Origin of the sequence: Pseudoalteromonas sp. SIMBA_162 (assembly GCF_046535955.1) — a bacterium.
GTDB classification, from domain to species: domain Bacteria; phylum Pseudomonadota; class Gammaproteobacteria; order Enterobacterales; family Alteromonadaceae; genus Pseudoalteromonas; species Pseudoalteromonas marina.
Genome location: NZ_JAWJBQ010000038.1, coordinates 1 through 25,057 on the forward strand (window position 1 = coordinate 1; position 25,057 = coordinate 25,057).

The window sequence follows — 25,057 nt, forward strand, 5'->3', positions numbered from 1 at the left end:
GCTCCTCGAGATACAGTTTATGTTTTGGTCAACACAACTGTATCGAAAAACTCGAGGAGCTTTCTATATGATTATCAAATCTTGACTTCAGACATCAAACTGCAAATAGCTAAAGCGTCCTAATATAACCCATTATATTTCTCTAAAAGCGAAGCGCCTCAAATCCTCTTTGTGAATTAATCAGCTTTAAACAACATCAGCTTAGCATTTTTCCCATCAGTTAATATGGCTACATTACCTTGCGTAGTTACAAATACATCTCTTAATCGTCCTGTTGCTTCTGTGAAAATATAGGGGTCAAATCTTGACTTCAGACATCAAGGTGCAATTAGCTCAAAGTAACTTTATTTAATGTATTATTTTCCTCTTAAAACAAAGCGACTCTCTTCCTCTTTGTAAATTAATTGGCTTTAAGAAAGTTAGTTTTTGTATTTTTAGCTTTAAAAATCTGTACCATATTTTAACTACAAATGGGATGTAAGTGAAAAGCCACTAGCTTATTATTTATAAAGTTGTTCTATAGGGTAACTATATTAGAGTGTGTATTAATTGACCTAAATAAGGAACATTCATGGAATTAGCTAAAACCACAAGTTTGCAATTTGAAGTAACAGAAACAGGTCATCAAATTATTCAGGCTGAAATAAATGGGCATACAGTACGTTTAATTTTAGATACAGCGGCGGGTGCATCTGTTTTACATAGAGCATGTATTAAAAAGCTTGGAATACAAGAGGCACTAAGCGAAGAAAATGCCGCAGGTTTAGGTACAGCCGAACACGAAATGGGCTTAATAGACGTTGTAAAATTTGAATTGGCAGGGCAGTTGTATGAAAGTACACAGTTTGTATCACTAAACCTAGACCATGTTCAAGCCGCTGGTGGTGGCAATTCAATACATGGGTTATTAGGCTCGCCATTTTTTAGAAAATACCAAGCCATATTAGATTTTGGTACTAATACACTGACAATTAGAGAGCCATTGTCTGATTTTGATTGATAATAGCGGCTTACTCAAAGGCGCTCCTTAATTCAAGAGCAAAGCGCCTCTAAAATTTCTCTATAAATTAATTGCCTTTAAACAACATCAGCTCAGCATTTTTTCATCGGTTAATATGGCTACATTACCTTGAGTAGTTACAAATACATCTCTTAATCGTCCTGTTGCTTCTGGAAATACATGCGACTGGGTGAATTTACCATTCGCTAAATTAACGCTGTAGAGTTTTTTATCTACAAGCGTGGTGATGAGCACATGTTTTTGAAGCGAAGGGAATGAGGCGTGTTTAGAGCCATAATATGCCATACCCGATGGGGCGATTGATGGCGTCCAATCTACGCTTGGTTTTTGCATGCCCGGGTAGTCTCTAAATGGAGATATGCGCGCTTGCGAGTAATCGTCACCGTTTGTAATGACTGGCCAACCGTAATTATTTCCAGCCGTTAAATAGTTTAGCTCGTCGCCACCTGCGGGGCCATGTTCGTGGCTTACAATTTGTTGCGTGTCATAGTCGTACACTAAACCTTGAAGGTTACGGTGCCCATATGAATACACTGCATGAGCTGTTGGGTTTTTGTGGTCAATAAAAGGGTTATTTTTGGGTGTTTTGCCATTTGCTGAAATGCGCAGTGTTTTGCCAAGCTGGCTAGTTACTACTTGTGCTTGCTCTCTGTAGTCAAAACCATCGCCACTTGAAAACAGTATAGTGTTATCGGGGAGAATAAGGGCGCGACCAGAGTAATGTTGTGGTGTGTCTTTATCTGTGGCTACGTTGTAAATGATGGTTGGCGTTGTAAAACGTGTACCGTTGAATGTAGCTTTAGCTATTACGAGCCTGTTTGCATCAAGATTGCCTTGGGCGTAGGTAAAAATAATTTCTTTGGACTTAGCAAAATTAGGCGTGAGTACTATATCAAGTAAACCACCTTGACCAGCAACGTATAAACCTTCAAGTGGTAATTTTATTCTACTTTGCTCGTTATTTTTAATAACCACTACGTGGCCGTCGCGTTCGGTTATTAACCATGTGCCATCGGGCAGTTGCACCATACTCCAAGGCGAGTTTAGCTGTGTAGCGAGTGTTTGCGTTGTATATTGTTTTTTAGGTAATGCATTGTTTGCATTGACGTTAAATGAGAAGAGTGCGAATAGTATAAAAAGCGAGATGCATTGTTTACCGCGCAAGCCTTTGCTACTGTATAAAAAATTATTTAGTTTAAATTGAGATAACCATGTTGTTTTTAACACGCATACTCCCTTCATTTTTAGTTGCTTGGTTACTAACGTTTACGCTTGCTAGCTTGTTTCATAGTCAATACGTTGTCAATCAATTAGTTAATGTAGGTGTAGAGGTAGAGTTTGCAGACCGTGTTAATTTAACACTCGACGATTGGCTAGGTTTACTTCCTACGTATGGCGCTATTATTGCCTTTGCACTCATTATTGCTTTTTTAGTGACTTGGTTTATTAATAAAAAATTAAAAGCACATAGTACTGGGCTGTTTGTTATAGCGGGTATAGCCGCTTTTGCGATGGCGCTCATTGCGATTGAGTCTATTATGAATATAACCATTATTGCTGGCGCAAGAGGGTGGGGATTTTATTTACAGTTGGTTGCAGGCGCTATTGGCGGTTACGCGTTTGCACAACTAATCAAAGTAGTTGAAAACACAAAGTTAAACTAAGTGTTTTTTAAGGTTAGTTACTTAGCTAAAGCCGCTGTTTAATATAAACAGCGGCTTTTTAAAACCCTTTTTATACTTAATTAAAAAATTAAACCAATGAGTTTGTAACTACTTAAGCCAAAAATAAGCATTAACACAGGTAGAGTAACGAGGTTTAAAATAAACGAGTTGGTAAATTTCCCCATGACTGATTTTTGATTTACTAACCACACTAAGTAAATAGTGATAACAGGAAGTAATAAACCATTAGCCGCTTGGGCAAATATTATAACCGCGACAGGGTCTAACCCAAGAGACGCTACCGCAGCACCAAATAATAAGATGATAATAGCAACGCTTTTAAAGCGAGTGCTTGCCATATCATTTGACCAACCTAACATACCACATACGGCATAGGCGCCAGCAAGCGGCGCGGTTATTGCGCTAGTTAACCCTGCGGCAAACAACCCTATAGCAAAAAAGTAATGGGCTGCATCACCGAGCAAGGGCTCTAGTTGTACTGCCATGTTTGCTGCGCTAATTTGCCCTGCGTTTGTTCCATAAAAAGCGACCGACGCGGTAGATAAAATAGCTAATGTGATTACACCGCCCAAAGTAATTGAAAGGCCAGTATCAACATTGGTTTGCTTAATTACTTTTTGTAAGTCACTTTTGCTGTCGTGCTTAGCTGCTAAAACACCAGAGTGCAAAAATAGGTTGTAAGGCACTATGGTTGTACCAACCAACGCTAAAACAGTTGTTATTGAGCCTTCAGGCAAGCTTGGCGTAAAGCCTGACAATATATCACCCAGTGATGGTGAAGCCATGATCAATGTAGATATAAACACCAAGCTCATTAAAATCACTAATACTATAAGTGCGTTTTCTACCACTTTATGTTTGCCGCTATAAAGTAAACCAGCACTTAAAAAAGCAATTAGAGGGGTCCATATCTGTGGATTAACGTTTGGAAATATGCCAATTAATCCCATACTCGCGCCACTTAAATTACCCGCTTCGTAAGCTGCACTGCCAACACCTATGGCGCTGATCACCAAAAATATGGCTAACGATTTAAATAGCGGGGTTTGAATATTTGCCCTAAGTGCTTGCGCTAAGTCTTGGCCTGTAGCAACGCCAAGGCGTGCCGCCATTGATTGCAGTAATATAGTGGCAATAACTGAAAATAGTAATGTCCAAATAAGCGCAAAACCAAAGTTTGCGCCTGCCACACTGGCTGTGGTGATTGTACCTGGCCCAATGAAGGCAGCAGTGACGAGTAATCCTGGACCTAATCGCATAATTTACCTTCATAGTGTTATTGCATGTTGCTATTTAAAGTTACACCTAACGTTTAAAACCAATAATTATACGCGATGCCTGTTGTGTATTGCCGCCACTTAAAATAAGTACGGTGCAGCTATAGCCGCTTATTTGCGAGTGCTTTTATGTAAGCATATGCTAAAAAAGGGCGGGTAGGATACCAATTTATATATAAATTTAAAGGGGATAGAACGCGTTTGAATAAACTTTAAACGAGTATGAGGCCATCAATTAAACTTATAATGACACTGTATGAATATTTACATTATGAGTGCTTTAATTGCTTCTAGGCCTTTTTTGAGCGTTGCTTCATCGGTGGCGTAATTAATACGCACGCATTGATGTTTGTGCTCCCAGCTATCTTCAATACCTATAAAAAAGTTGTGGCCAGGAATTATATACACATCTTGTTTTTTAAGTTTTTGGTAAAGCTGTTCGCTGGTTATTTTTGAATCTTTAAACCATAGCCACATAAAAAATGCACCTTCTACCTTATGTAAATAAACCGGTAAGTCAGCAAATACTTCATCAAATAGGCTAACAGCGACCTGTGCTTTATTTTTATAAAAAGGCAAAATGGTATTTTTACACAGAGGCAGTAGTTCATTGTCTTTGATTAAGCGGGTGACTAAGCTTGGCCCAAAACTATTAGGTGATAACACCATAGCGCCATTAACGCGGCTAATTGCTTTAATAATCTCGTTATTGGCAACCACTATACCGGTGCGCAGGCCTGGCAAGCCCAGTTTTGAAAGTGACATACATAATATAATGTTTGAGTTCCAGATTAGGTTTGCATCGGTATAAATACAGCCAGGGAATGGGTCGCCATAGGCGTTATCAATAATAAGGGGGATAGTGTATTGCTTTGCGAGTAAGTCTAGTTGATGAACTTCATCGCCGGTGATTACGTTACCCGTTGGGTTGGTAGGGCGCGACACACATAATGCGCTTATGCTGTTGTCGTTGGCAAGTACAGCCTTTACCGCATCAAAATCAATTACATATTTAAACTGTTTAGAGCCGTTTGGTGTATTTAGTATTTCTATTTCGGGTTTAATGGCCACAAACATATCGTCAGTTAAACCTTGGTCGGCATAGCCTACGTATTCTGGCGCAAGTGGAAAAAGTACTTTTTTATGGCTGCCATCAGCCATTTTGCCTGCAAATAGGTTAAATAAAATAAAAAAGTTAGCTTGGCTACCATTTCCTAATGCAATATTGCTCGCTGTTAAATTCCACGCATATTCTTGTGTTAACTGATTGGCAAGGGCTGCTCTAAACTCATCGTTACCCGTTGGGCCATCGTAAAGGCCCATTATTTGCGCTATTTTATTATTTTTTACTAAATGATTTAGCTCGTTAATGAACGCAGTGTTTACTTGTGGCACAGAGGCGGGGTTGCCTCCGCCAAGCATCACTAAATTAGGGTTATTACTGTTTTTAGCATTACCAAGATCTTCCATTAGCTGTGTAATGCCATTGGGTTGAGTAAATTTGCTGCCAAAGTGTGAATAGTTCATAAAACCTAATACATTTAATAAATTAGGCAAAGAGTATAACGTAAAAAAACGGAGTAAATTTATAGATGAGAATAATTCACGACTTATACATATGGCCTTCCTGCGTTATAATCGTTGCAGTATTAAATGTAGGTGTTTAGTTATCAATAACCCAAATAAAATAAACGACGACCCAGTCAACTTGCCCACAGAGCCTGTAATTAATAATACCGAGCTTAAAATAGCCACCTTTAATCTGTTTAACTACCTTGAACCACCTAACGCCTATTACGAATTTGAACGTATATACACCGCTGAGCAATGGGCAAGAAAACAGCGCTGGATCACCGAATACATAAACGAGCAGCAGCCCGATGTAATTGGTTTTCAGGAAATATTTAGTATTGAGTCACTTAAAGAATTAATGCTAAACCAAGGTTATAACCATTTTGCTGTAGTTGATAAACCCCATGTTATAGATGATTTTATTTTTAAGCACCCTGTTGTTGGTATTGCCTCTAAATACCCGATTGTTGATGTAATAGCCGTAGAGCATGATGAGGAACTAGCATGCTCACTTGGTTTAACACAGGCGTTTTCATTTAGTCGTAAGGTACTCAGGGCCACAGTTACGTTACCTCACTTAGGAGATACAGATTGCTATGTTGTACACTTTAAATCTAAGCGGGGCATGCTTGAGGTAGACGAACACAATAAAGCGGTCACAGCCGAGCAAAACATTGTCGATATTTTAAAAGCGAATGTAGCAGGGAGTTGGGGCTCAACAATTCAACGCGGCAGCGAAGCGACTTTACTTATGATACAAATGATCACCCGACGAGAAGTGACTCAAAACCCCATGGTACTAATGGGCGATTTTAACAACGACCTTGCTGATGGTGTACTTAACCACCTGTTAACCAATACATTAAGGTTTGCACCCGCAATGGATGCCAAAGCCTACCTAGCTAAGTACTGTTTGTATGACTCGTGGGCATTATTTGAAAAACTAGTAATTACTGCTGATGATGCTCAGCAAGCAAATAACAGTGATGGTGAAAACACTGCTCAAACAGCACCACTAATGCGTAAAGCAACTCACTACTTTGGTACAAGCAGCTCAGTGCTTGATTATATTTTACTGTCGTGCGAGTTTGACCCAAGCTACGATGATAGTTTTTTTGAAGTAAGTAACCATAATACGTACGACAGGCATTTAATTAACCCCGAATATGAGCGAGACGACTTAACCACTGACCATGGCGTTGTGTGTATTACTTTAAACCTCAGAACTTAAAAAGCCATTGTAAAATGGCACTTAGTAATATGTAGTTATTACAAAAGTTATTTTTAATATATTACAAGCTACTGAATATATAGAGTTTTTATTTGGTATTTATTTTGCAAAAGTAATGCAGCTTTAATTACTTAGTTTTAAAATAAAGGATTTAACAATGAATGACGTGTCTTTATCTGCTTATTTAGGGTTTTACTTTTACTTGATTATGCTGGTGGTGCAGTGGGGTGTTGCGACCTTTAGCAAGGCCAAGGAGCCCGGTGCAGTGCCGGGTAAAATTAGCGACGATTTATCGCACGATAGCTTTATATTTAGAGCGCACCGTACATTTCAAAATACATTAGAAAATAGCGCATTATTTATAGGCACGGTGTTATTTGCATTTGTAATTAATTACCAAAGCGCAATTTTTGCAATGTGTGTGTGGGTGTATGTAGTTGCGCGTTTAATTCACATGATTTTATACTATGTGATTGCAACAGAGAAAAACCCAAGCCCGCGTACGTATTTCTTTTTAATTAGCTTTATTGCCAACATTGTGATGTTGGTACTAATAGGTTTTCGTTTAGTAGCTTAATAAATAAAAAACCGACGTTTTAGTGTTAGTACTACTACGTCGGTTTTTTGTATTAAGTGTTATTCTACACCAATAAATCCACCTGTTTGATGAGCCCAAAGGCCTGCATATATGCCCCCTTGTGCAATGAGTTCATCGTGTGAGCCTTGCTCAACGACGCCACCATTATCTAACACGATGAGTCTATCCATTTGTGCAATGGTAGAAAGCCTATGCGCTATAGCGATAACCGTTTTTCCTGTCATTAAATCATCAAGGCTTGCTTGAATAGCCGCTTCAACTTCTGAATCAAGTGCACTGGTCGCTTCGTCTAAAATAAGAATAGGGGCATTTTTAAGTAACACTCGTGCAATGGCAATACGTTGGCGTTGACCGCCCGATAAAGTTACACCACGTTCGCCAACTTGTGCATCAAACCCTTTATTGCCTTTTGAGTCTTCTAAATCGCTAATAAAATCGAGCGCTTTAGCCTGTTTTGCTGCGTTTAACATTTCAGCTTCAGTTGCATCGGGGCGACCGTATAAAATATTATCTTTAACAGAGCGGTGAAGCAGAGAAGTGTCTTGCGTTACCATAGCAATATAGCGGCGAAGACTTTCTTGGCTTACGTCAGTAATATTTTGCCCGTCAATCTTAATTGTGCCAGAGTCGGTATCGTAAAAGCGCAGCAGTAGGTTAACAAGCGTTGATTTACCCGCGCCAGAGCGGCCAACTAAACCTATTTTTTCACCGGGTTTAATATTAAGATTTAACCCATTCATTACCGGGCCACGGTTAGTTTCGTCGGCGGCTTTGCCATAATTAAAATGTATATCTTTAAACTCAATACTGCCTTGGGTTACTTCAAGGGTGTTTGCGTTTGGTTTATCGTCTACTTTTATTGGGTTTGATAATGTTTTCATACCATCAGTGGCGGTGCCAATATTTTCAAACAGGCTGCTTATTTCCCACATGATCCACTGCGCCATACCGTTTAACCTAAGCGATAAACTAACTGCAACGGCTATGGCACCAGCGCTAATTGCACTCATTGACCATAAATAAAGCGATAATGCGGCAACACTAAATACCAACAAATAGTTAAGCGTATTAATAGCAAAGTTAAGGGTGGTTACTAAGCGCATTTGTTTATATACGGGTTGTAAAAATACATCCATGCTTTGCTTGGCGTACTGCTCTTCGCGTTGGGTGTACGAAAAAAGTTTAATAGTTGAAATGTTAGTGTAGCTATCAACAATACGGCCCGTCATTTCTGATCGCGCATCGGCTTGTGAGCTGGCAATTTTTTTAAGTTTAGGCACAAAGTAAACCTGTATTGAAGCATACAAGGCAAGCCATACGAGTAAAGGGATCATCAAGCGCCAATCAGCTTCAGCCACTAAAAATACCATAGCGCCAAAGTAAACAACTATGTACATAAGTACATCAAGCAGTTTCATTACCGCCTCGCGAACGGCTAAAGACGTTTGCATGACTTTGGTGGCAATGCGCCCTGCAAATTCATTTTGATAAAAGCTTACACTTTGGCGTAGTAAATACCGATGCGCTGACCAGCGAATCGACATAGGGTAATTGCCCAGTAAGGCCTGGTGCAAAATAGCGGCGTGAAAAAACACCACAATAGGCAAAACGACTAACAGCATAACAGCCATTTTTATCAGCTCAGTTTTTTGCTCTACAAATAGGGTTTGTGGTGTATGGGTACTTAGCCAATCAACCAATTGGCCCATATAACTAAATAACGATACTTCTAAAATTGCTAACAGCGCAGCACTTATCGACATAAGCACTAACGAGAGTTCCATGCCCTTGGTGTAATGTCGGCAAAACGCAAATAAAGTAGAAGGCGGCTGAGTGGGTTTTTCCTCAGGAAATGCGTTGGTCATTCTTTCAAAGAGTCGATACATTTTAAAAACTTAAATAGCAAATAATGTGAAGTATCATACCATTTATGTATTTTTAAATGCAGTTTTGTATTAACTAACATGAGCTTTAGTTGAGAGATTTTATATCTAAAATTCAGGTTAGTTATTAATTATACAGGCTTTTTATCTAACAGGGTTTGAAAGGTTGATGCCTCGGCTCATATATAAGTCGTCGTATTTTAAACCGCCGTTACCATAGGGCTTTTTAGCCGGACCAGTATTTGCGTTTGCTAAAAAGTAAATAAGTGGTTGTTCACGTTTCATTCTAGATTTTGCATTTTTATACACGAGTGTTTGCGTTGTAAACTCACCGCCTTGAACATACACATTGTATTGTTGGCCTTGCATTTTTGTAGGCGCGTTATTCACTACATACCAGATGCTGTACCATTGATTTGTGTTAAGGGGCTTTGCTGATTGGGCGGCGTTGTAGTTTTGAATGTTGCTGTAACCTTTATCTGTTTTGACCATTAAAGCGCCATCGTTTTTAAATCCATTCGACTCAGCTTTGTCTGTTACACGTAAGGTAGGTTCAAACGCATTGTAACCATGCTTTTTAATTTCATTGGGTTGTAAGTTACTTAAGCCAAAAGCGTGATTGTTAGGAAACGCTTCTACATTTATGCGCGTAAAAAATGTATAGGTTTCTCCCACTTCAACTACTTTTGGTAGCTTAGTAAAACTGAGTGCTTTTCGATTACCAATAATGCCTTCGGCGGCTGGTTTTTTTAATAAGTAATGATTTGAGGATTCAGCCTCTCGTGAAATTTTTGTCACTTGTGGGTTGGGTATGTATGGATTGGTTTGATTGTCTGTATCAGCTTTTTGCCATGTTAGCGTTTGCGTTTCAAAATTATCGATTAACAGCCATTGATTTGTGGAAGGGTGTTGGTGATTTTGGCTGCATGCTACTAATGTGATTAACCACATTGGCAGAAGAACGTTTTTATGGCGCATTGTTTGCTCTTTATTTAATTGTTATTGATAGCATAAACAGGAAAAAATGGTTATTGGTAATAATTTTTTGTTGAATGACTTAAGTTTCACATTACCAAATTACGGTTTATTTATAACCAATAACTGATTTATTGTAAACCAAAAAAATTTAACGCGCTTAAGTTTAAGCAAAAGCTATATAAATTTTGTAGTCGCGCTCAGTAAATAACTAAAACTTATTCATATCAAATAACTTTATAGTTAACATACGCCTGTGCTTATTTTTGAAATTAATAAGGAAGTGTTATGTATTTAGGCTCTTGTTTGTGTGGAAAAGTAAATGTGAAAATTACAGGCAATATTACCAGTATTATTCACTGCCACTGCTCTTTGTGCAGAAAAAACAGCGGAACAGCGTTTGCTACAAATGGTTTTGTAAACGCTGATGAGTTTTTAATCACTCAAGGGCAAGACTCATTAAGTGGATACGCGTTTAAACCCGGTAGAACACGGTATTTTTGTGCCTGTTGTGGTTCGCCTATTTATAGCGAAAATACCAGTGATAAAAGCCGTTTTCGTATTCGATTAGGTTTACTGGATTCAGAAATTGCAGAAAAACCTATATCTCATAATTTTGTTACATCAAAAGCGAATTGGGAACAGTTAGAAACCAGTTTGCCTTGCTATGAAAAGCATGAACCCGGTCGCTAATTAAAAAGATTCAATGTGGTAAATATGATTAATATCTTGATATAAATTGGGAGCAAGATGTTTAAAAACGTCAGAATCTTGAATATTGTCTAAGGTAATGTGTTTTAGTGAGCTAGGGCTTAAAACAATAACAATGTTTTTATACTCATTAAATTCAACAAGTGCGATTGCTTTAAAGTACTTTCTTAACAAGGCCAACAATAGCTGTAACTCTTGACCTGTTTTAGGGTTTAAGTTGAGTGTTATTTGACTGCTTGAATTGCAACAGCGCGTCATATTTTGCCAAAAAAGAGCGCTGTTTAAAAATGGTTGGTGGTACTCTCCACTGAATATGTCGATGGTGATCACATCGTATTTAATTTTACATTGCTGGATAAATTGCTCTGCTGACTCTAAAAATACAGAGTGTGGTTTTGGCAAATAAAAATGTGTTTGTGCAATTTCAACCACATCAGGGTTAATTTCAACGGTGTTAAAGGTGTGTAGAGTATTTAAAAATTTTGTTTTATTGAATAGATAATAGATAACTCGCTCAACGCCCGCGGTTCCCAATCCTAAATTTAGCATTTTAAGATTGGTTACCGGTTTTAATAAAAACAGCAGCATGCTTTGATTTACAGGTACCAAAACTTGCTCTGCGTTGCTTTTGCTCATTACGCCCTGAATAACAGCATCTTGTTCACGTTTTTCGTCAAGTGTTAACCAACGGTATTGCGCGTTTTCATAAACATAGATAGGACCAAGCGTGGTTTGCTTAAATTGTACAAGGTTAAATTTTAACGTTTCATTTTTTAACTGGCGCATACTCTTACTTTTTAAATTGACTACTTAAACGGAACTCTGATTAAGTGATTTACTAACGTGTTAAATCATGATGATAATTAAATTTTACTCGTCTGAGACTTTTAATAAAAACAAGGCGAATTTACGGGCAATAGGTGCTTGGGATCGCTCTATTATCCAGCCTCTAAGTTTCTTAGTTTGGCACGAAAATAAAAAGTTTACTTAAGTTATTTGGTTATAAGTTTATTGATTTGCTTTACCGTGTAGTATTTCGGTTTAAATTAAATCATTTAAGACATTCAAGGAGAGAAAAATGGGATTAATTTTAGGCCCTGTGCTGTTAATTTGGCTCGCTATTTTTATTTACTCAATTCGACTCGGTTATTTGCTTATTTATAAAAATATGACTTTAGAGATCACGCTAATTACTTTCACAGTTGCTTTAGTTGGTGCTATTGCCTTTGTATTTTATGGTTACAGGCAATTTATAAATGAAACGTCATTGTGGGCGTTTGAAATACCCAGCTATTTTGTATTCAACAAGTTTGCAATATTCACTGTTGTTTTGGTTTTATGTTTACATTTTTTTTCTACTAGCGTGCAAACAAGCACAGCCGTTAATTGTGTGGTGTTTATACTTTTATTTATGTTTTCTGCTGCAGTGTTATTAAGTGTGGGGTTACATGACCGTTTTATAGGTTTTAACAATATCCAACTTACTTATTAATTCAAGGACCGAAGATGAGATCGTTTATTTGCGCTTTACATTTTGTGTGTGCTCAATGGTTGAAAAAAGTTGACCCTAATAATACGTACACGGGGCACAAGGCGAGTGTCCTAATCGGTATGGTGCTATCTATTTATATTGGCTTATTTGCTCTTTTCTTTTGTTTTGATTATGTAAAATTACTTACTGATTCAGTTAGAAATAATTTAATCGTGTTCAGTACACTTTATTTAGCGTTAATTTTAGGGGGTATGCATTTAGCGTTGGGTAACGCTGTGGATTATAAAAGTAGAGTTCGTGCAAGGTTGAATACAACAGTGCTTAGGCATTACACGCTTGGGTTAAAACTTTGGATATTTGGTCTGCTACCTTACTTTATAACTTTGGTAACTATTTTTATATTGAACTCGAATTAGTACTATTCTTTTCTGCGCTTTAGCGTGCTTATTTTCGTATCTACCTCAAATTAATTGCGATATACAAATACATAGGTAATTGTAAACCAATAAAATAAGGAGCTACATAAATGCTTAAACCATCAATTAAATTATTAAAGCTAAGCATGCTTGCGTTAGCTTGCTCAGCATCAAGTGGCGTTATTGCAGCTGATATGCAATATAAAGATCAACAAAATCTGCATGATATTGCGGCAAGTGTGTCAGCAGAGCGAATTGGCAGCGATATTCAAACGCTGGTGGACTTTGGTACACGTCATACACTTTCAGAGACTAAATCTGACACTCGAGGTATTGGTGCTGCTCGACGTTGGATTAAAGCTGAGTTTGAAAAAATATCCGCACAATGTGGTGGTTGCTTAGAGATTATTGAGGTATCAGACACTATTTCAGGCGAAAAACGCATACCTGATCCTGTTGAGGTGGTAAATATTGTTGCTATTCAGCGCGGCAGTACTGAACCAAATAGAATGGTGATGATGTCGGGTGATATAGACTCACGTGTAAGCGATGTAATGGATTTTACTAGTGATTCTCCTGGCGCTAATGATAATGCATCGGGTGTTGCTGGTGTTATTGAAGCGGCACGCGTACTGAGTAAATATAAATTTAATGGCTCTGTCGTTTACGCTGCGTTATCAGGGGAAGAGCAGGGGTTATTTGGTGGTAAAATTTTAACCGCGCACGCTCAAAAGAATAACTGGCAAGTACATGGTGTTTTAAATAATGACATGATTGGCAATATTACCGGTATAAATGGAGTGACTGATAACACAACCGCACGTATTTTTTCAGAGGGCACACGTGTTGTTGAAACAAAAGCACAGGCTCGTACTCGTCGATTTACGGGTGGTGAGGTTGATTCTGCAAGTAGAAATTTAGCCCGTTATATTGACACTGTTGCAGATAGGTACATCCCTAACCTTGATACAATGCTTGTTTACAGGCTAGACAGGTTTGCACGAGGCGGACACCATAGACCATTTAACGATGCTGGGTTTGCAGCAGTGCGCATAATGGAAACAAACGAGCATTATGATCGTCAACACCAAGACCTACGAACAGAAAATGGCATTACATATGGCGATACAATTGACGGTGTTGATTTTGATTATGCAGCTAAACTAACATCACTCAATGCGGTAACTATGGCATCTATGGCTTGGGCTCCAGCCCCTCCTAAAGACGTTAAAATTACTGGCGCAGTAAAGGCTAGTACTTCGTTTTCGTGGCAAAAAAGTGATGATGACACAATTGCCGGTTATAAAATATATTGGCGTTACACAAGCGAGCCGCAATGGCAGTTTAGTAAATACGTTGGTAATGTTGCTGATTTCACACTTGAGAATGTAGTAATAGACAATTATTACTTTGGTATTTCATCCGTTAGTCATGATGGTTTTGAGTCGCCCGTTGTGTTCCCTGGGGATGTTGGTTCGTTTGACCATAATATAAAATAGCAATTTGTATAAAAACAAAGCAGTCAGAGTTTTTAAAGTGCAAGCAGCCTGTTTTATGCTTGCACCTTATTTACTAAGACCTTACAGTGTTTAAAAAGAAGTAATAAGGTCATTACAATGGAACAACAACAAAAACAATTAACACCTGAAGAGCAAGCATTAGCTGAGCAACAACGTGTTGCATGGCAACGTGGATGTTTTCAAACTGCACAAAAGTATTTAGCAGAAAAAGGCATTATGCCTAAATCTGTAGTTGAGCAAGACAGCCGCTTTTTAGCCCCTATATGCGCCATGTGGAAATTTAAAGCGCAAAACGGAAAAACGTATTGGGTTGTTACTGGGCAATTACCAACAGACCATGCTGAAGTGGGTGCAGCGTCAGACGCGCGTGATGCCATGCGTTATTTTTCATTGCAATGGCAGTTAAAAGCAGATCAGATAATGAGTACGGGCGCACGTGATAAAACCCAGGCAGACTTTGCTAATCTATTAGTGAAAAGAGCACATGGTCTATACGAATTATACGATAACGATAAACTGTGGGCTCACGAACCAAAATAATCCGTAAAGGGTAATCAATCTTTGATTACCCTTACAACTTAATTAATGAACTAGTGTGAAAGGTGTTGTATCAGCACACCTAACCGGGCATTCCATTCTTTGCCTAGGTATACCTGCCTCCATAAATACGTTGCCTTGCTTTATAAAGCCGTTACGTTTAAATCGTTCAACTTCGTGTAGAACACAATTAACGCTAATTGATTCAATACCTTGTTCTACTGCTATGTCAAAAATATAATTAAGTAACGAGCAGTAAACATTTCGGTTTCTGTGATCAGGCAATACAGCTAAGCGTCCAATTAAGCCATCATTACATAGGCGGGCTGTTGCGACGGGACAAAAGCTGTCGTCTGTAACAAGCACATGCAAAGCTAATTCATCGAGGTTATCGAATTCAACGCGTTTAGGGATATGTAATTCGTAAACAAAAACGCGCTCCCTTATTTGTTGTAACTGATCTTTTTGTCGATCCCATTCAACTTTAGATACTCGATAACCCACAATTGCCTCCTACTTGTTACTCTTGGTTTGTGTTAAACCAAATACCTTCATTAACAAGTATAGTAAACATTTGAACAAAAACTAGACTGTTTTGGGCGTTAGCTAATTCATTAGTATCAAACTCGGTTTGGTCCGTTAGTAATTGTACTGCTGCTAAGTCCCCGATAGGAAGTGTAAAATTTTCACCATTAACACTAACAAGAAGTTCATTGTCACACAGCTGATAAATTGCTCGTGTTCCACCTACACGTTCAAAAATAGTATCTGGCTCTGCCAATTCGTTTGCTATTTGCTCTTGGGAAAAAGCAGGTTCTACTGGTGCCAAGTCCATTTCGTGTTTGGGTTGGCTTAAAGTTTTGCCAAGCCATTGCTTGAAAAGACCATCATCTTCTAGCATTGAGGCGATAAGATGCTTAACCTTTTTAGCTTCATTATTTGTAAGCTCACCTTTTGAGGCTCTTGTAACTAAGTTGTGGTCTGTGTAGCGTTTTTGACCGCTTTCAGTATCAATAACATGATCGGCAAAGCTTGATAGTAAATCTTGCTGATTTGGTGCTCTAAATCCCACAGAGTAATTAAGTGCATTTTCAACTGCGTAGCCTTCATGCGGGCAGCCTGGCGGAATATATAAAATATCACCGGGCTCTAAAATACAGTCTATGACTGCTTCAAAGGCTTCTACTTGCAATAATTTTTTATTTTGCGCAAATTGCTTAAGGGTTGGGTCGGGTAGGCCAACTCGCCAATGACGCTTTCCTTCACCCTGAATAATGAAAACATCGTATTGATCTAAATGCGGGCCAACCCCTCCATTAGGGGTAGAAAAGCTGATCATTAAATCATCAATGCGCCAGTTAGGAATAAATCTAAAGGGCTCTAGCAGCAAAGCTGCATCAGGATGCCAGTGATCAACTGCTTGAACTAATAATGTTGAATTTTGCTCTGTAAGTACTTCAAAGTCTTCAAAAGGCCCTTGATGAGTTTGCCAGTCGTTATTGTGATTTGTAACAATACGCGATTCAATAGCGTCTTCCATTGCTAAGCCAGCAAGTTCGTTTGCATCAAGCGGATCTTCAAAGTGACTAAACCCTTGTTTGATCAAAAGTGGTTTTTTTTGCCAAAAGTGGGTTAAAAATTCTTGTTCAGATAAATCGTTTATTTTTAATTGATACATACGTTTGCCTGTCGGTAATTGCTTTGCTTTTTATACAAAAAAAGCGAAAGGATAACCCTTTCGCTTTTTGATAGTGGTGATTAATAGTTAAACTAAATCATCAATAAATTCAACCGCACGGCCAATGTAATTAGCCGGTGTTAGTTTTTTCATTTCTACTTTAGCAACTTCAGGAAGATCTAAACCATCGATGAAGTCAGCCATTATTTCTTGATTTACGCGCTTTCCACGGGTTAAATCTTTCAGTTTTTCGTATGGCTTTTCAATGCCGTATTTACGCATAACTGTTTGAATAGGCTCAGCGAGCAATTCCCAGTTTTGATCTAGCTCTTCAAGTAAGCGAGCTTCGTTAACTTCAAGCTTACTAACACCTTTAAGGGTTGATTGATATGCAATAAGCGCATAACCCATACCCACACCAAGGTTACGTAGCACTGTTGAATCGGTAAGGTCACGCTGCCAGCGAGAAACAGGCAGTTTTTGTGCAAGGTGTGCAAAAATTGCGTTAGCTAAACCCAAGTTACCTTCTGAGTTTTCAAAATCAATAGGGTTAACTTTATGCGGCATTGTTGATGAGCCAATTTCGCCAGCAATGGTTTTTTGCTTAAAGTGGTTAAGGGCAATGTAACCCCAAACATCACGGTCAAAATCAAGCAAAATAGTATTAAAACGTGCAATTGCATCAAATAATTCTGCAATGTAATCATGCGGTTCAATTTGTGTAGTAAATGGGTTTAATGTTAAACCTAAGCTTGATACAAACTTATCTGCATGTGTATGCCAGTCGTAATCTGGGTATGCGCTTAGGTGAGCATTGTAGTTACCTACAGCACCATTTACTTTACCTAGCATTTCAACTTGCGCAATTTGGTCGCGTTGACGCTTTAAACGCATGTATACGTTTGCAAACTCTTTACCCATAGTTGATGGTGTAGCAGGTTGTCCGTGCGTACGAGTCATCATTGGCACTGCTTTGTACTCAATTGCTTTTTCTTTGATGGCGTTAAGTAATTGGTCACAATATGGTAGTAATACATTGTCACGGGCTTCAGTTAACATTAAACCATGTGATAGGTTGTTAATGTCTTCTGAGGTACATGCAAAGTGAATAAATTCGTTGATAGCATGTAGCTCTGCGTTATCAGCTACTTTTTCCTTTAAAAGGTATTCAACGGCTTTAACGTCGTGGTTAGTTGTTCGTTCAATATCCTTAACGCGCTGCGCGTCGGCTTCACTGAAGTTATCAACAATAGCGTTTAAAAGTGCATTTGCTTGGTCGCTAAATGCGGGCACTTCTTTAATGTCGCTTGCTGCAGCTAACGCTTGCAACCAACGCACTTCAACAATTACACGGTATTTAATTAATCCAAATTCGCTGAAAATACTGCGTAGTTCAGTGGTTTTGCTGCCGTAGCGACCATCAACTGGCGAGATAGCCGTTAACGCTGAAAGCTCCATAATAACTCCTAAATTTTTGTTTGAACGATAATTAAATTTTTGCTTTAGCAATGGCGATTATTTTTCTTTTTGCAAAGAAAAAATGACGGCGTTTACCGCCCATTTGTCGCCACAATACTGCACTTCTGATGCCGGCAAGTAGTAATGCACGGATTTTATTTTGAGTGAGTTGCTGTTTTAATAACTCGGGTTTACCATAAACCTGTATTCGGTGCCCAAGGGGGCTTAGCACCGACGAGTATATATCTGCCAAACCGGCAACAACGGTGTCATCGGTTATAGCAAAATGGTCTAAACGACGATGAATATCATCAATACGTTTACCTAATTCGTTTAAGCTTTTGTCGTTTGCGCTAAGTGCTCGCTCAAGCTGCATTAAGCCACCCACGTATTTTACAATCTCAACGTCTTTCTGAGCGCCCGCTGATAGCTGTTCCATCAACGTTTTGTAGCCATCTCGTAAATTGTGAGTGCCTTGATATACATCTTCTGGTGATGCTGGCGATGTTTGTACAATACTAGAAAGTAATATGTCTAAATCGTGTTCATTATTACTGCCGTATTGCGCTATTTTTTGTACTTGTTTGGCTGTTTGGCAAATAGCGGCAAGCGCCATAACTTGGTGTTCATTCATTACTTGATCACCGAGTCAATAATACCGCCACCTAAGCAAACTTCTTGCGCATAAAATACTGCAGACTGACCTGGTGTAACCGCTTTTTGAGGTTCATCAAATAATACACGGGCCATACCGTCATCACCAACAAGCAAAGTACAGTTTATATCTTCTTGACGGTAACGTGTTTTAACTGTGCAACGCGTTGTTCCTTTTGGACCTACACGGTCTACCCAGTGAAGTTGGTTAGCATTTAAACCATTACTATATAGGCGAGGGTGGTCTTTACCCTGGCCAACAATAAGTACGTTACGCTCGACATCTTTGTCTACAACGTACCAAGGTTCGCCTGAGCCTTCTTTCATACCGCCAATTAATAAGCCTTTTCGTTGGCCAAGTGTGTGGTACATTAAGCCTTCGTGCTCGCCAACGTTATTACCATCAGTGTCTTCAATAACACCTGGTTGGGCAGGTAAAAACTTTTGTAAAAAGTCTTTAAACTTACGTTCACCAATAAAACAAATACCAGTGCTGTCTTTTTTGTCATGTGTAATTAAATCTTGCTCTTCAGCAATACGGCGAACTTCTGGCTTGGCGATATCGCCCACAGGGAATAGCGTTTGAGCAATGTGTTCATGACTTAAAGTGTATAAAAAGTAACTCTGGTCTTTGTTGTTATCTAAACCACGGCACATTACATATTTGTCGTCCCGAAGCTCACGACGCACATAATGGCCTGTCGCAATAAAGTCAGCTCCGAGTGCTTGTGCAGCAAATTCTAGGAAGGCTTTAAATTTGATTTCCTTATTACACATAATATCGGGGTTAGGCGTGCGGCCTGCTTTGTACTCTTCTAAAAAGTATTCAAATACGTTATCCCAATATTCAGCTGCAAAGTTAACAGTATGAAGTTCGATACCTAACTTGTCACACACGGCTTGCGCATCTTTTAGGTCTTCTGCAGCGGCACAATATTCGTCATTGTCGTCTTCTTCCCAGTTCTTCATAAACAGGCCTTCTACTTGGTAGCCTTGTTGTTGTAACAAATATGCAGATACTGAAGAATCAACACCGCCGGACATACCAACGATGACTTTAATGTGACTATTTTCGCTCATGAATAATTTCGCTTATACAGATTACTGTTAACTTGGAAAGGCCGCGATTATAGCATGTATTTTGTTTGCGCTTAAAGAGACTAACAAGGCAAACCTTACAATTAGTGAGTAATTTATTAATATAATAAATAGCTAAGATACCTAAGGCGCTTACATAATATTTTTTTGATAAAAGTTGATTCTAATTCTACGCTTAACATACAGAACAAAATACGAGCCATATGTTAAAAATTAATAATAAGTTCTTTAAAAGTGATTAGAGTATATATACACTCATTAGTAATAAAGTTTGATGGGTTAGCCTATTCAATAAGCTGTAAAATATAATCAATGGAATGAATATATGAATCACGCATACAAAATTAATAAAATTAGATCGTTTGTAGAACAAAACAAACACCAAGTAAATCTTATCTCAAATAAGCTTTTAATCATAAACCTGCAAGAATTAAAAAAGTCAGCCTACCACCTTTTTTATGAGCTAATAAAACTCAAGCATGCTCAGCAAGCGCAATCTCATCACCAAATCAGTGATTTGTTTAATTTAATTAAAAACACTACAGAAGTGCTTAGCCTCGAAATGAAGCTTTTAGATAAATTAGAACACTGGTGGCTAGAATGGTATTTTGCTTTACAAATGCATGAACAATTGAGCGCTGAAAGTAAAGAAATGCCGATGAGCTTTTTATCACGCAGTACCTTAAACCCAATGCGAAAACATGAGATAAGTCACTATGCTAAATTATTTTCAGTGCTCCCTATGCCAGTGTGTAATGTGTGTAGCAAAACCGGTGATATTCTTAGGGTAAACCAACGGTTTGTAGATGTGTTTGGTTATACTGTTGAGGATGTGCCTAACCTACATGCATGGTGGAAAAAGGCCTACCCAGATCCGCACTACAGAGTGCAAGCTCAAAATTTATGGTCTGAAGCTTTGAAAAAAGCGAAAAGTAGTAATGACGATATACCTGCCAATAACTACACAGTTGCACGTAGTGATGGCACTCAAGTGGTTATGGAGGTATCGGGCATAAAGATAGGCGAAGAATTTTTAGCCGTATTTAAAGATGCAACCGAGCGAATAGAGGCTGAGGATATTTTAAGGGATATGGCGTTTTTGGACTCATTAACCAAAATTGCCAACAGACGTCGATTTGATGAAAAACTTGCTCATGAATTTGATAAAGCTAAGGAGTGTGAAGGGGCAATATCGTTAATAATTATTGATGTTGATTTTTTTAAACAGTTTAACGACCGTTACGGACATTTGGCTGGGGATTCTTGCTTATATGAAGTGGCTCAAACTATTGCATCGACAGTAAACCGTCCTGAAGACTTTGTTGCCAGATATGGTGGTGAAGAGTTTGTTGTATTGCTCCCTGATACTGATAAGGAAGGTGCATTATTTATTGCTGAGCAAATACAAAAGGCCGTTGAAGCTTTAGCAATTGTGCATGAAGATACCTACAGTGGCTTTTTGTCAGTGAGCATGGGCGTTAACTCAACGGCTAGTTCCCAAGACGATAAGGTAAGCTTTGTTAAAGGAGCCGACAACGCACTGTATTATGCAAAAGACCAAGGCCGTAACTGTATTGCACTACACTCTGAAAGTTAGATTAATTTTTATTACAAAGGTTTAGGTGAGGGGGTAGCGATGGCGTGAAAGTTTTGCTCTATTTTTACTTATCCTTACATAGATACAAGTTAGAAGAATAGGACTGGAGCAATTACACACCCCACGTCACTGAGTAATCCCTCTAGGCAGAGTAAACTTTAAAACACACCATTAATATGCCTTAATTTTTTATTAGTTGTAAATAGTATCTAGGCTTAATAGCGGACGCGTTACCGAGTCATCAATGCACTTTTGAACGAGCGGACTTCGCAGTGGTAAAGATTTAACTTTCTCTAGGTTGAACCAATGGGCACTTATAATATCATCATCAATAGGGTTAAGTTGTTGGTTGGTGCCACTAGCATCAAATAAAAAACAAAACCTTAGGTAATGAACGCCGTTGTCAGCGTACAAGTTATAAACACCTAAAAAGCCTGTAGGGGTGAGCGATAAACCTGTTTCTTCATATAATTCGCGGCTTGCTGCTTGAGCTAGCGTTTCATTTTTTTCTAAATGACCAGCCGGTTGATTATAGCAAATTTGCTTAGTAAATTTATCGCGTTCTTTTACTAATAAGTATTCGTTATGGTTTTTAACTATTGCGGCTACTGTTACATTTGGTTTATGCATTAATGCTACCTTTAATGATTTTATATTCACCAGTATTAATGTCGTCTAAAGTGTAATTACCTATGCTGTAACGAATTAGCCTAAGAGTAGGATGGCCAATGTGAGCTGTCATTCGGCGAACTTGTCTATTTTTACCTTCATTAATGGTAATACTGAGCCATGAGGTAGGTATAGACTTTCGTTCACGTACAGGGGGAGTTCGTTGCCAAATGTTAGGCTCTTCTATCATTTTTACATTAGCAGGCAGTGTGAGCCCATCTTTAAGCTCAACGCCTTTACACAAAGCTTGTATTGACTCAGTCGAAGGCTCACCTTCTACTTGAACCCAGTACGTTTTATTGGTTTTTTTATTAGGTGCTGTTAATGTATTTTGTAGTTTACCGCAGTTTGTGAGCAGCAATAAACCTTCGCTATCGCGGTCTAACCGTCCTGCAGCATATACATCCTTGATAGGAATAAATTCAGCTAGCGTCTTTCTGTCTGCATCGTCTGTAAATTGACAAAGCACATCAAATGGCTTGTTAAAAAGTACAATTTTTTTGTCTTTAGCGTCTATTTGAGGTTTTATTTCTCTTTTGTTTGTAGGCTTTTTAATTGCACTTCTAGAATACGTGCGACCCGTATTACGCTTGGTTGAGGAAGCGGGGGGTTGCTTGTTACTCGATTTACTTCTCATTAAATACACCTTGCTGGTTTTGGTAATCCAGCAATTTTTGTGGCTTGTTTAGCTGGGCCTTTTGGAAACAATTTATAAAGGTAAATACTATTGCCTTTATCTTCTCCGAGTGCTTTGGCCATGGCTTTTACTAGCATGCGGATGGCTGGACTTGTGTTGTATTCAAGATAAAATTCGCGGACGAAGTTAATCACTTCCCAGTGTTGTTCGCTAAGCGATATGTTTTCTTGCTCTGCAATAATGGGGGCTAGTTGCTTAGACCATTGTGTATGGTCGAGTAAATAACCTTGTTTATCTGTGTCTATTGTTTGTTGGTTAAATTCAAGCATGGGTTACCACGTAATTAATTGCGTAGAGGTTAAAGTAAGAGACACAAATTCGTCATAGCTAATGGCAGTGTCGTTATTTGATAGCTTAATTGCACGAACGAGTGCGTCCTCTTCAAGTACTAAGAGGGTGTCTGAAAATTGTTTAAATTGTTTATTAGCAAAGCATGCGTCACCTAAAAGCAATATACGGTCATCAGCACAAATTAAGTTTTCTAGCTGGTTAGCAGAATAGTAATTTAATGGTTTTGAAAAAATATGTAGTGTGCTCATAAGGTCACCACGTGATGTTGTTTTTTGATAAGTGTTTGTTGTTCACCAAATGTAACCGCGTGCGCGTCTATGAGTAAATCAGTTTTACTTAGGCCATAATCAAGGAGCGATTTTTCACATACATAGATGTTTTCTACGTCATAAACTTCTAGCGTTTTTATGTTTTTAAAAAAATCTTTAATACCTATGGTGGAAGGGGTTTGATTCTTTTTTAATGCTAAAACAGCGGGGCCACTAAATAACCAGCTTATGTTTTGATCGACAGCTGCAAAAATTAACGTCATATCGAGGGCATCTCGCAGGTTAAGATCATCAAATGGGCTACTTTGACTCATTACTAATACATTAATCATTTAAATTGCACCCATTTATCAGCGTCGCTTACAAGCATTGCAAACTCCGCTAAACCTGCAACAGAAAATACGCCTGTGTTTGTCGTATCCAAGCCTCTTTTTTCTGCCGCGGTTACACACAGCATAAGATTAATATTTTGACTTGATAGCGCCTGCCATAATGCGCTAATTTGAAGCTCGTCAGAGGCTAAGTCAAAATGTGTTGATGCATGATAAACGCCTTGCTGATACAAAAATATTGCGTCTATGGTGTGCCCTTGAGATAAACACGCATTAGCAAACTTAATTATGCGTTGGCTGGTGTCGTGATCTGATGGTGGTGTGTGTAATGAAAGAACAAATCGTGCCAAAACAATTCCAATAAAAAAGCCCCAATAAAGGGGCTATTTTAACAGAACTATTTAATTAGTCATCACTTGCGCCAAGTAGGTGCAGTAGTGAAGTAAATAGATTGTACACATTTAGGTATAAAGATACTGTAGCGCGAATGTAGTTAGTTTCTCCGCCGTTAATAATGCGGCTTGTATCAAATAAAATTAAGCCAGACATAATTAATACAACCGCAGCGTTAAGCACCATAAACATTAAAGAACTACCGATGAATATGTTAACAATGCTTGCAACAATAACCACAATTAGGCCAACCGTTAAAAAGCCACCCATAAAAGAGAAGTCTTTTTTGGTGTTGAGCGCATATGCAGATAGACCAAAGAAAATAAGTGCTGTTGAACCAAGAGCTTGCATTATAAGCATTGGGCCATTAGGCATGGCAGCGTAATGGTTTAACATTGGACCTAAACCAGCCCCCATTAAACCTGTGAAAGCAAATACCCAAAATACACCAGATGCGGTGTCAGCTTTTTTGTTTACAACAAATAATAAACCAAACGAAACCAGTGTGAACACAATTCCCATAAAGTAAGGTAATTGTAGTGCCATTGAGATACCGGCAGTCACTGCACTAAATGCAAGTGTCATCGCAAGTAAAAAGTAGGTGTTTTTAAGTACCTTGTTTGTTTCAATGGTAGACATTACCGGTTTAGCGGTATTGTACGATTGATTAAACGCCATTGTAGAGCTCCTTTAAGTGAAACGTGTGTTTCGATAATTTAACTAAAATTAGATTACCAACTCTTATATGTTTGGGCAAACCTTTGTGGATCAATAGACATTAATTTTTTAATTAAAGTTCATTTAACCACCAAAAAGAAAGTTTTTGTTTTATCTTTGAACAAATTAATTGTTTTTTAAGCACTTAAGCAATTTTTTTAAAAAAAAGCTTCACAAAGCCAACGGGTTTCCCTATTATGCAGGCCGTGCGGAGAGATGGCAGAGTGGTCGAATGCACCGGTCTTGAAAACCGGCATAGGTTTGTAGCCTATCTAGGGTTCAAATC

At 38.5% G+C, this 25,057-nt stretch carries 26 protein-coding genes and 2 pseudogenes; 9 read left to right on the plus strand and 19 right to left on the minus strand.

Annotated elements, in window-relative coordinates:
• Nucleotides 1-176: 176 nt before the first annotated feature.
• Nucleotides 177-293: pseudogene (locus R0J88_RS18230) on the minus strand (PQQ-dependent sugar dehydrogenase); the annotation flags it as partial.
• Between the two features lie 278 nt (nt 294-571).
• Between R0J88_RS18230 and R0J88_RS18235 the strand changes: the two are divergent.
• The gene (locus R0J88_RS18235) at nt 572-1,000 is read left to right on the plus strand and encodes an aspartyl protease family protein (protein WP_410900640.1); all 429 of its coding nucleotides are present in this window, start codon (nt 572-574) and stop codon (nt 998-1,000) included.
• Nucleotides 1,001-1,067: 67 nt separating this feature from the next.
• Here R0J88_RS18235 and R0J88_RS18240 read toward each other — a convergent pair.
• Nucleotides 1,068-2,248: pseudogene (locus R0J88_RS18240) on the minus strand (PQQ-dependent sugar dehydrogenase).
• Here R0J88_RS18240 and R0J88_RS18245 point away from each other — a divergent pair.
• Nucleotides 2,233-2,685 carry a hypothetical protein gene (locus tag R0J88_RS18245; RefSeq protein WP_410900641.1) on the plus strand — a complete coding sequence of 151 codons (453 nt, stop codon included), beginning with the start codon at nt 2,233-2,235 and terminating at the stop codon, nt 2,683-2,685. The pseudogene R0J88_RS18240 and the gene R0J88_RS18245 overlap by 16 nt on opposite strands.
• An 80-nt stretch (nt 2,686-2,765) precedes the next feature.
• On the opposite strand, the gene R0J88_RS18250 is transcribed toward R0J88_RS18245, so the two are convergent.
• Together R0J88_RS18250 and R0J88_RS18255 are read right to left on the minus strand one after the other, a co-directional pair.
• Nucleotides 2,766-3,965 carry an Nramp family divalent metal transporter gene (locus R0J88_RS18250; protein ID WP_006792854.1) on the minus strand — a complete coding sequence of 400 codons (1,200 nt, stop codon included), beginning with the start codon at nt 3,963-3,965 and terminating at the stop codon, nt 2,766-2,768.
• A 282-nt stretch (nt 3,966-4,247) separates the two neighbouring features.
• Nucleotides 4,248-5,510 carry a valine--pyruvate transaminase gene (locus tag R0J88_RS18255; RefSeq protein WP_410900642.1) on the minus strand — a complete coding sequence of 421 codons (1,263 nt, stop codon included), beginning with the start codon at nt 5,508-5,510 and terminating at the stop codon, nt 4,248-4,250.
• Nucleotides 5,511-5,745: 235 nt separating this feature from the next.
• Between R0J88_RS18255 and R0J88_RS18260 the strand changes: the two genes are divergently transcribed.
• Nucleotides 5,746-6,786 (plus strand): endonuclease/exonuclease/phosphatase family protein, encoded by a 1,041-nt coding sequence (locus R0J88_RS18260; RefSeq protein WP_410900654.1) that lies wholly within the window; start codon nt 5,746-5,748, stop codon nt 6,784-6,786.
• Nucleotides 6,787-6,943: 157 nt separating this feature from the next.
• On the plus strand, nt 6,944-7,363 hold the full coding sequence (locus tag R0J88_RS18265) for an MAPEG family protein (protein WP_243530687.1): 420 nt from the start codon (nt 6,944-6,946) through the stop codon (nt 7,361-7,363).
• A 59-nt stretch (nt 7,364-7,422) separates the two neighbouring features.
• Here the strand turns inward: R0J88_RS18265 and R0J88_RS18270 are convergent, their stop codons facing one another.
• Both R0J88_RS18270 and R0J88_RS18275 read right to left on the minus strand, forming a co-directional pair.
• Nucleotides 7,423-9,270: an ABC transporter ATP-binding protein gene (locus tag R0J88_RS18270; RefSeq protein ID WP_410900643.1), complete on the minus strand. Its 1,848-nt coding sequence runs from the start codon at nt 9,268-9,270 to the stop codon at nt 7,423-7,425.
• A 141-nt stretch (nt 9,271-9,411) separates the two neighbouring features.
• Nucleotides 9,412-10,245: a hypothetical protein gene (locus tag R0J88_RS18275; protein ID WP_410900644.1), complete on the minus strand. Its 834-nt coding sequence runs from the start codon at nt 10,243-10,245 to the stop codon at nt 9,412-9,414.
• A 285-nt stretch (nt 10,246-10,530) separates the two neighbouring features.
• Here R0J88_RS18275 and R0J88_RS18280 point away from each other — a divergent pair, with 285 nt between their 5' ends.
• On the plus strand, nt 10,531-10,935 hold the full coding sequence (locus R0J88_RS18280) for a GFA family protein (RefSeq protein WP_410900645.1): 405 nt from the start codon (nt 10,531-10,533) through the stop codon (nt 10,933-10,935).
• On the opposite strand, the gene R0J88_RS18285 is transcribed toward R0J88_RS18280, so the two are convergent.
• Entirely contained in the window at nt 10,936-11,739 is an 804-nt protein-coding gene (locus tag R0J88_RS18285; RefSeq protein ID WP_410900646.1) for a hypothetical protein, read from the minus strand.
• Nucleotides 11,740-12,031: 292 nt separating this feature from the next.
• Between R0J88_RS18285 and R0J88_RS18290 the strand changes: the two genes are divergently transcribed.
• From R0J88_RS18290 to R0J88_RS18300, 3 genes are all read left to right on the plus strand, one after another.
• Nucleotides 12,032-12,445 carry a hypothetical protein gene (locus tag R0J88_RS18290; RefSeq protein ID WP_410900647.1) on the plus strand — a complete coding sequence of 138 codons (414 nt, stop codon included), beginning with the start codon at nt 12,032-12,034 and terminating at the stop codon, nt 12,443-12,445.
• Nucleotides 12,446-12,971: 526 nt separating this feature from the next.
• Nucleotides 12,972-14,360, plus strand: a complete 1,389-nt coding sequence (locus R0J88_RS18295) for a M28 family peptidase (RefSeq protein ID WP_410900648.1) — start codon at nt 12,972-12,974, stop codon at nt 14,358-14,360.
• A gap of 117 nt (nt 14,361-14,477) precedes the next feature.
• Complete coding sequence (locus R0J88_RS18300) at nt 14,478-14,921, plus strand: DUF4826 family protein (RefSeq protein ID WP_058405525.1); 444 nt, start codon at nt 14,478-14,480, stop codon at nt 14,919-14,921.
• A gap of 42 nt (nt 14,922-14,963) precedes the next feature.
• Here R0J88_RS18300 and R0J88_RS18305 read toward each other — a convergent pair whose 3' ends face one another.
• From R0J88_RS18305 to mnmA, 5 genes are all read right to left on the minus strand, one after another.
• A complete protein-coding gene (locus R0J88_RS18305) occupies nt 14,964-15,422 on the minus strand; it encodes a GNAT family N-acetyltransferase (protein WP_410900649.1) in 459 nt (152 codons plus the stop codon).
• Between the two features lie 16 nt (nt 15,423-15,438).
• A complete protein-coding gene (locus R0J88_RS18310; protein ID WP_410900650.1) occupies nt 15,439-16,596 on the minus strand; it encodes a JmjC domain-containing protein in 1,158 nt (385 codons plus the stop codon).
• An 87-nt stretch (nt 16,597-16,683) separates the two neighbouring features.
• A complete protein-coding gene (purB, locus tag R0J88_RS18315; RefSeq protein ID WP_410900651.1) occupies nt 16,684-18,054 on the minus strand; it encodes an adenylosuccinate lyase in 1,371 nt (456 codons plus the stop codon).
• Nucleotides 18,055-18,085: 31 nt separating this feature from the next.
• Entirely contained in the window at nt 18,086-18,688 is a 603-nt protein-coding gene (hflD, locus tag R0J88_RS18320) for a high frequency lysogenization protein HflD (RefSeq protein ID WP_410900652.1), read from the minus strand.
• Nucleotides 18,688-19,788 carry a tRNA 2-thiouridine(34) synthase MnmA gene (gene mnmA / locus R0J88_RS18325; RefSeq protein WP_008127289.1) on the minus strand — a complete coding sequence of 367 codons (1,101 nt, stop codon included), beginning with the start codon at nt 19,786-19,788 and terminating at the stop codon, nt 18,688-18,690. The genes hflD and mnmA overlap by 1 nt, the downstream gene beginning before the upstream one ends.
• 343 nt (nt 19,789-20,131) lie before the next feature.
• Here mnmA and R0J88_RS18330 point away from each other — a divergent pair, with 343 nt between their 5' ends.
• Nucleotides 20,132-21,403, plus strand: coding sequence for a sensor domain-containing diguanylate cyclase (locus R0J88_RS18330; protein WP_276756491.1), 1,272 nt, complete (start codon nt 20,132-20,134; stop codon nt 21,401-21,403).
• Nucleotides 21,404-21,595: 192 nt separating this feature from the next.
• On the opposite strand, the gene R0J88_RS18335 is transcribed toward R0J88_RS18330, so the two are convergent.
• From R0J88_RS18335 to R0J88_RS18365, 7 genes are read right to left on the minus strand one after another with little or no spacing between them, the layout of a single operon-like run.
• Nucleotides 21,596-22,033 (minus strand): NUDIX domain-containing protein, encoded by a 438-nt coding sequence (locus R0J88_RS18335; RefSeq protein ID WP_008127293.1) that lies wholly within the window; start codon nt 22,031-22,033, stop codon nt 21,596-21,598.
• Nucleotides 22,026-22,709 carry a pseudouridine synthase gene (locus tag R0J88_RS18340; RefSeq protein WP_006792833.1) on the minus strand — a complete coding sequence of 228 codons (684 nt, stop codon included), beginning with the start codon at nt 22,707-22,709 and terminating at the stop codon, nt 22,026-22,028. Before R0J88_RS18340 ends, R0J88_RS18335 begins: the two co-directional genes overlap by 8 nt.
• Nucleotides 22,709-23,038, minus strand: coding sequence for a TusE/DsrC/DsvC family sulfur relay protein (locus tag R0J88_RS18345; RefSeq protein ID WP_006792832.1), 330 nt, complete (start codon nt 23,036-23,038; stop codon nt 22,709-22,711). Before R0J88_RS18345 ends, R0J88_RS18340 begins: the two co-directional genes overlap by 1 nt.
• Nucleotides 23,039-23,041: 3 nt before the next feature.
• The gene (locus tag R0J88_RS18350; protein WP_006792831.1) at nt 23,042-23,308 is read right to left on the minus strand and encodes a DsrH/TusB family sulfur metabolism protein; all 267 of its coding nucleotides are present in this window, start codon (nt 23,306-23,308) and stop codon (nt 23,042-23,044) included.
• Nucleotides 23,305-23,661, minus strand: a complete 357-nt coding sequence (locus R0J88_RS18355; RefSeq protein WP_008127297.1) for a DsrE family protein — start codon at nt 23,659-23,661, stop codon at nt 23,305-23,307. Before R0J88_RS18355 ends, R0J88_RS18350 begins: the two co-directional genes overlap by 4 nt.
• Nucleotides 23,658-24,011, minus strand: coding sequence for a sulfurtransferase complex subunit TusD (tusD, locus tag R0J88_RS18360; protein WP_410900653.1), 354 nt, complete (start codon nt 24,009-24,011; stop codon nt 23,658-23,660). Before tusD ends, R0J88_RS18355 begins: the two co-directional genes overlap by 4 nt.
• 55 nt (nt 24,012-24,066) lie before the next feature.
• On the minus strand, nt 24,067-24,732 hold the full coding sequence (locus R0J88_RS18365; RefSeq protein ID WP_006792828.1) for a Bax inhibitor-1/YccA family protein: 666 nt from the start codon (nt 24,730-24,732) through the stop codon (nt 24,067-24,069).
• Nucleotides 24,733-25,057: the final 325 nt, after the last annotated feature.

What these genes read in the sequence shown, in the direction of transcription:
- R0J88_RS18235 (WP_410900640.1), top strand. Translation starts at nt 572, where the DNA reads ATGGAATTAGCTAAAACCACAAGTTTGCAATTTGAAGTAACAGAAACA.
- R0J88_RS18245 (WP_410900641.1), top strand. Translation starts at nt 2,233, where the DNA reads ATGTTGTTTTTAACACGCATACTCCCTTCATTTTTAGTTGCTTGGTTA.
- R0J88_RS18250 (WP_006792854.1), bottom strand. Translation starts at nt 3,965, where the DNA reads ATGCGATTAGGTCCAGGATTACTCGTCACTGCTGCCTTCATTGGGCCA.
- R0J88_RS18255 (WP_410900642.1), bottom strand. Translation starts at nt 5,510, where the DNA reads ATGAACTATTCACACTTTGGCAGCAAATTTACTCAACCCAATGGCATT.
- R0J88_RS18265 (WP_243530687.1), top strand. Translation starts at nt 6,944, where the DNA reads ATGAATGACGTGTCTTTATCTGCTTATTTAGGGTTTTACTTTTACTTG.
- R0J88_RS18270 (WP_410900643.1), bottom strand. Translation starts at nt 9,270, where the DNA reads ATGTATCGACTCTTTGAAAGAATGACCAACGCATTTCCTGAGGAAAAA.
- R0J88_RS18275 (WP_410900644.1), bottom strand. Translation starts at nt 10,245, where the DNA reads ATGCGCCATAAAAACGTTCTTCTGCCAATGTGGTTAATCACATTAGTA.
- R0J88_RS18280 (WP_410900645.1), top strand. Translation starts at nt 10,531, where the DNA reads ATGTATTTAGGCTCTTGTTTGTGTGGAAAAGTAAATGTGAAAATTACA.
- R0J88_RS18285 (WP_410900646.1), bottom strand. Translation starts at nt 11,739, where the DNA reads ATGCGCCAGTTAAAAAATGAAACGTTAAAATTTAACCTTGTACAATTT.
- R0J88_RS18290 (WP_410900647.1), top strand. Translation starts at nt 12,032, where the DNA reads ATGGGATTAATTTTAGGCCCTGTGCTGTTAATTTGGCTCGCTATTTTT.
- R0J88_RS18295 (WP_410900648.1), top strand. Translation starts at nt 12,972, where the DNA reads ATGCTTAAACCATCAATTAAATTATTAAAGCTAAGCATGCTTGCGTTA.
- R0J88_RS18300 (WP_058405525.1), top strand. Translation starts at nt 14,478, where the DNA reads ATGGAACAACAACAAAAACAATTAACACCTGAAGAGCAAGCATTAGCT.
- R0J88_RS18310 (WP_410900650.1), bottom strand. Translation starts at nt 16,596, where the DNA reads ATGTATCAATTAAAAATAAACGATTTATCTGAACAAGAATTTTTAACC.
- purB (WP_410900651.1), bottom strand. Translation starts at nt 18,054, where the DNA reads ATGGAGCTTTCAGCGTTAACGGCTATCTCGCCAGTTGATGGTCGCTAC.
- hflD (WP_410900652.1), bottom strand. Translation starts at nt 18,688, where the DNA reads ATGAATGAACACCAAGTTATGGCGCTTGCCGCTATTTGCCAAACAGCC.
- mnmA (WP_008127289.1), bottom strand. Translation starts at nt 19,788, where the DNA reads ATGAGCGAAAATAGTCACATTAAAGTCATCGTTGGTATGTCCGGCGGT.
- R0J88_RS18330 (WP_276756491.1), top strand. Translation starts at nt 20,132, where the DNA reads ATGAATCACGCATACAAAATTAATAAAATTAGATCGTTTGTAGAACAA.
- R0J88_RS18335 (WP_008127293.1), bottom strand. Translation starts at nt 22,033, where the DNA reads ATGCATAAACCAAATGTAACAGTAGCCGCAATAGTTAAAAACCATAAC.
- R0J88_RS18340 (WP_006792833.1), bottom strand. Translation starts at nt 22,709, where the DNA reads ATGAGAAGTAAATCGAGTAACAAGCAACCCCCCGCTTCCTCAACCAAG.
- R0J88_RS18345 (WP_006792832.1), bottom strand. Translation starts at nt 23,038, where the DNA reads ATGCTTGAATTTAACCAACAAACAATAGACACAGATAAACAAGGTTAT.
- R0J88_RS18350 (WP_006792831.1), bottom strand. Translation starts at nt 23,308, where the DNA reads ATGAGCACACTACATATTTTTTCAAAACCATTAAATTACTATTCTGCT.
- R0J88_RS18355 (WP_008127297.1), bottom strand. Translation starts at nt 23,661, where the DNA reads ATGATTAATGTATTAGTAATGAGTCAAAGTAGCCCATTTGATGATCTT.
- R0J88_RS18365 (WP_006792828.1), bottom strand. Translation starts at nt 24,732, where the DNA reads ATGGCGTTTAATCAATCGTACAATACCGCTAAACCGGTAATGTCTACC.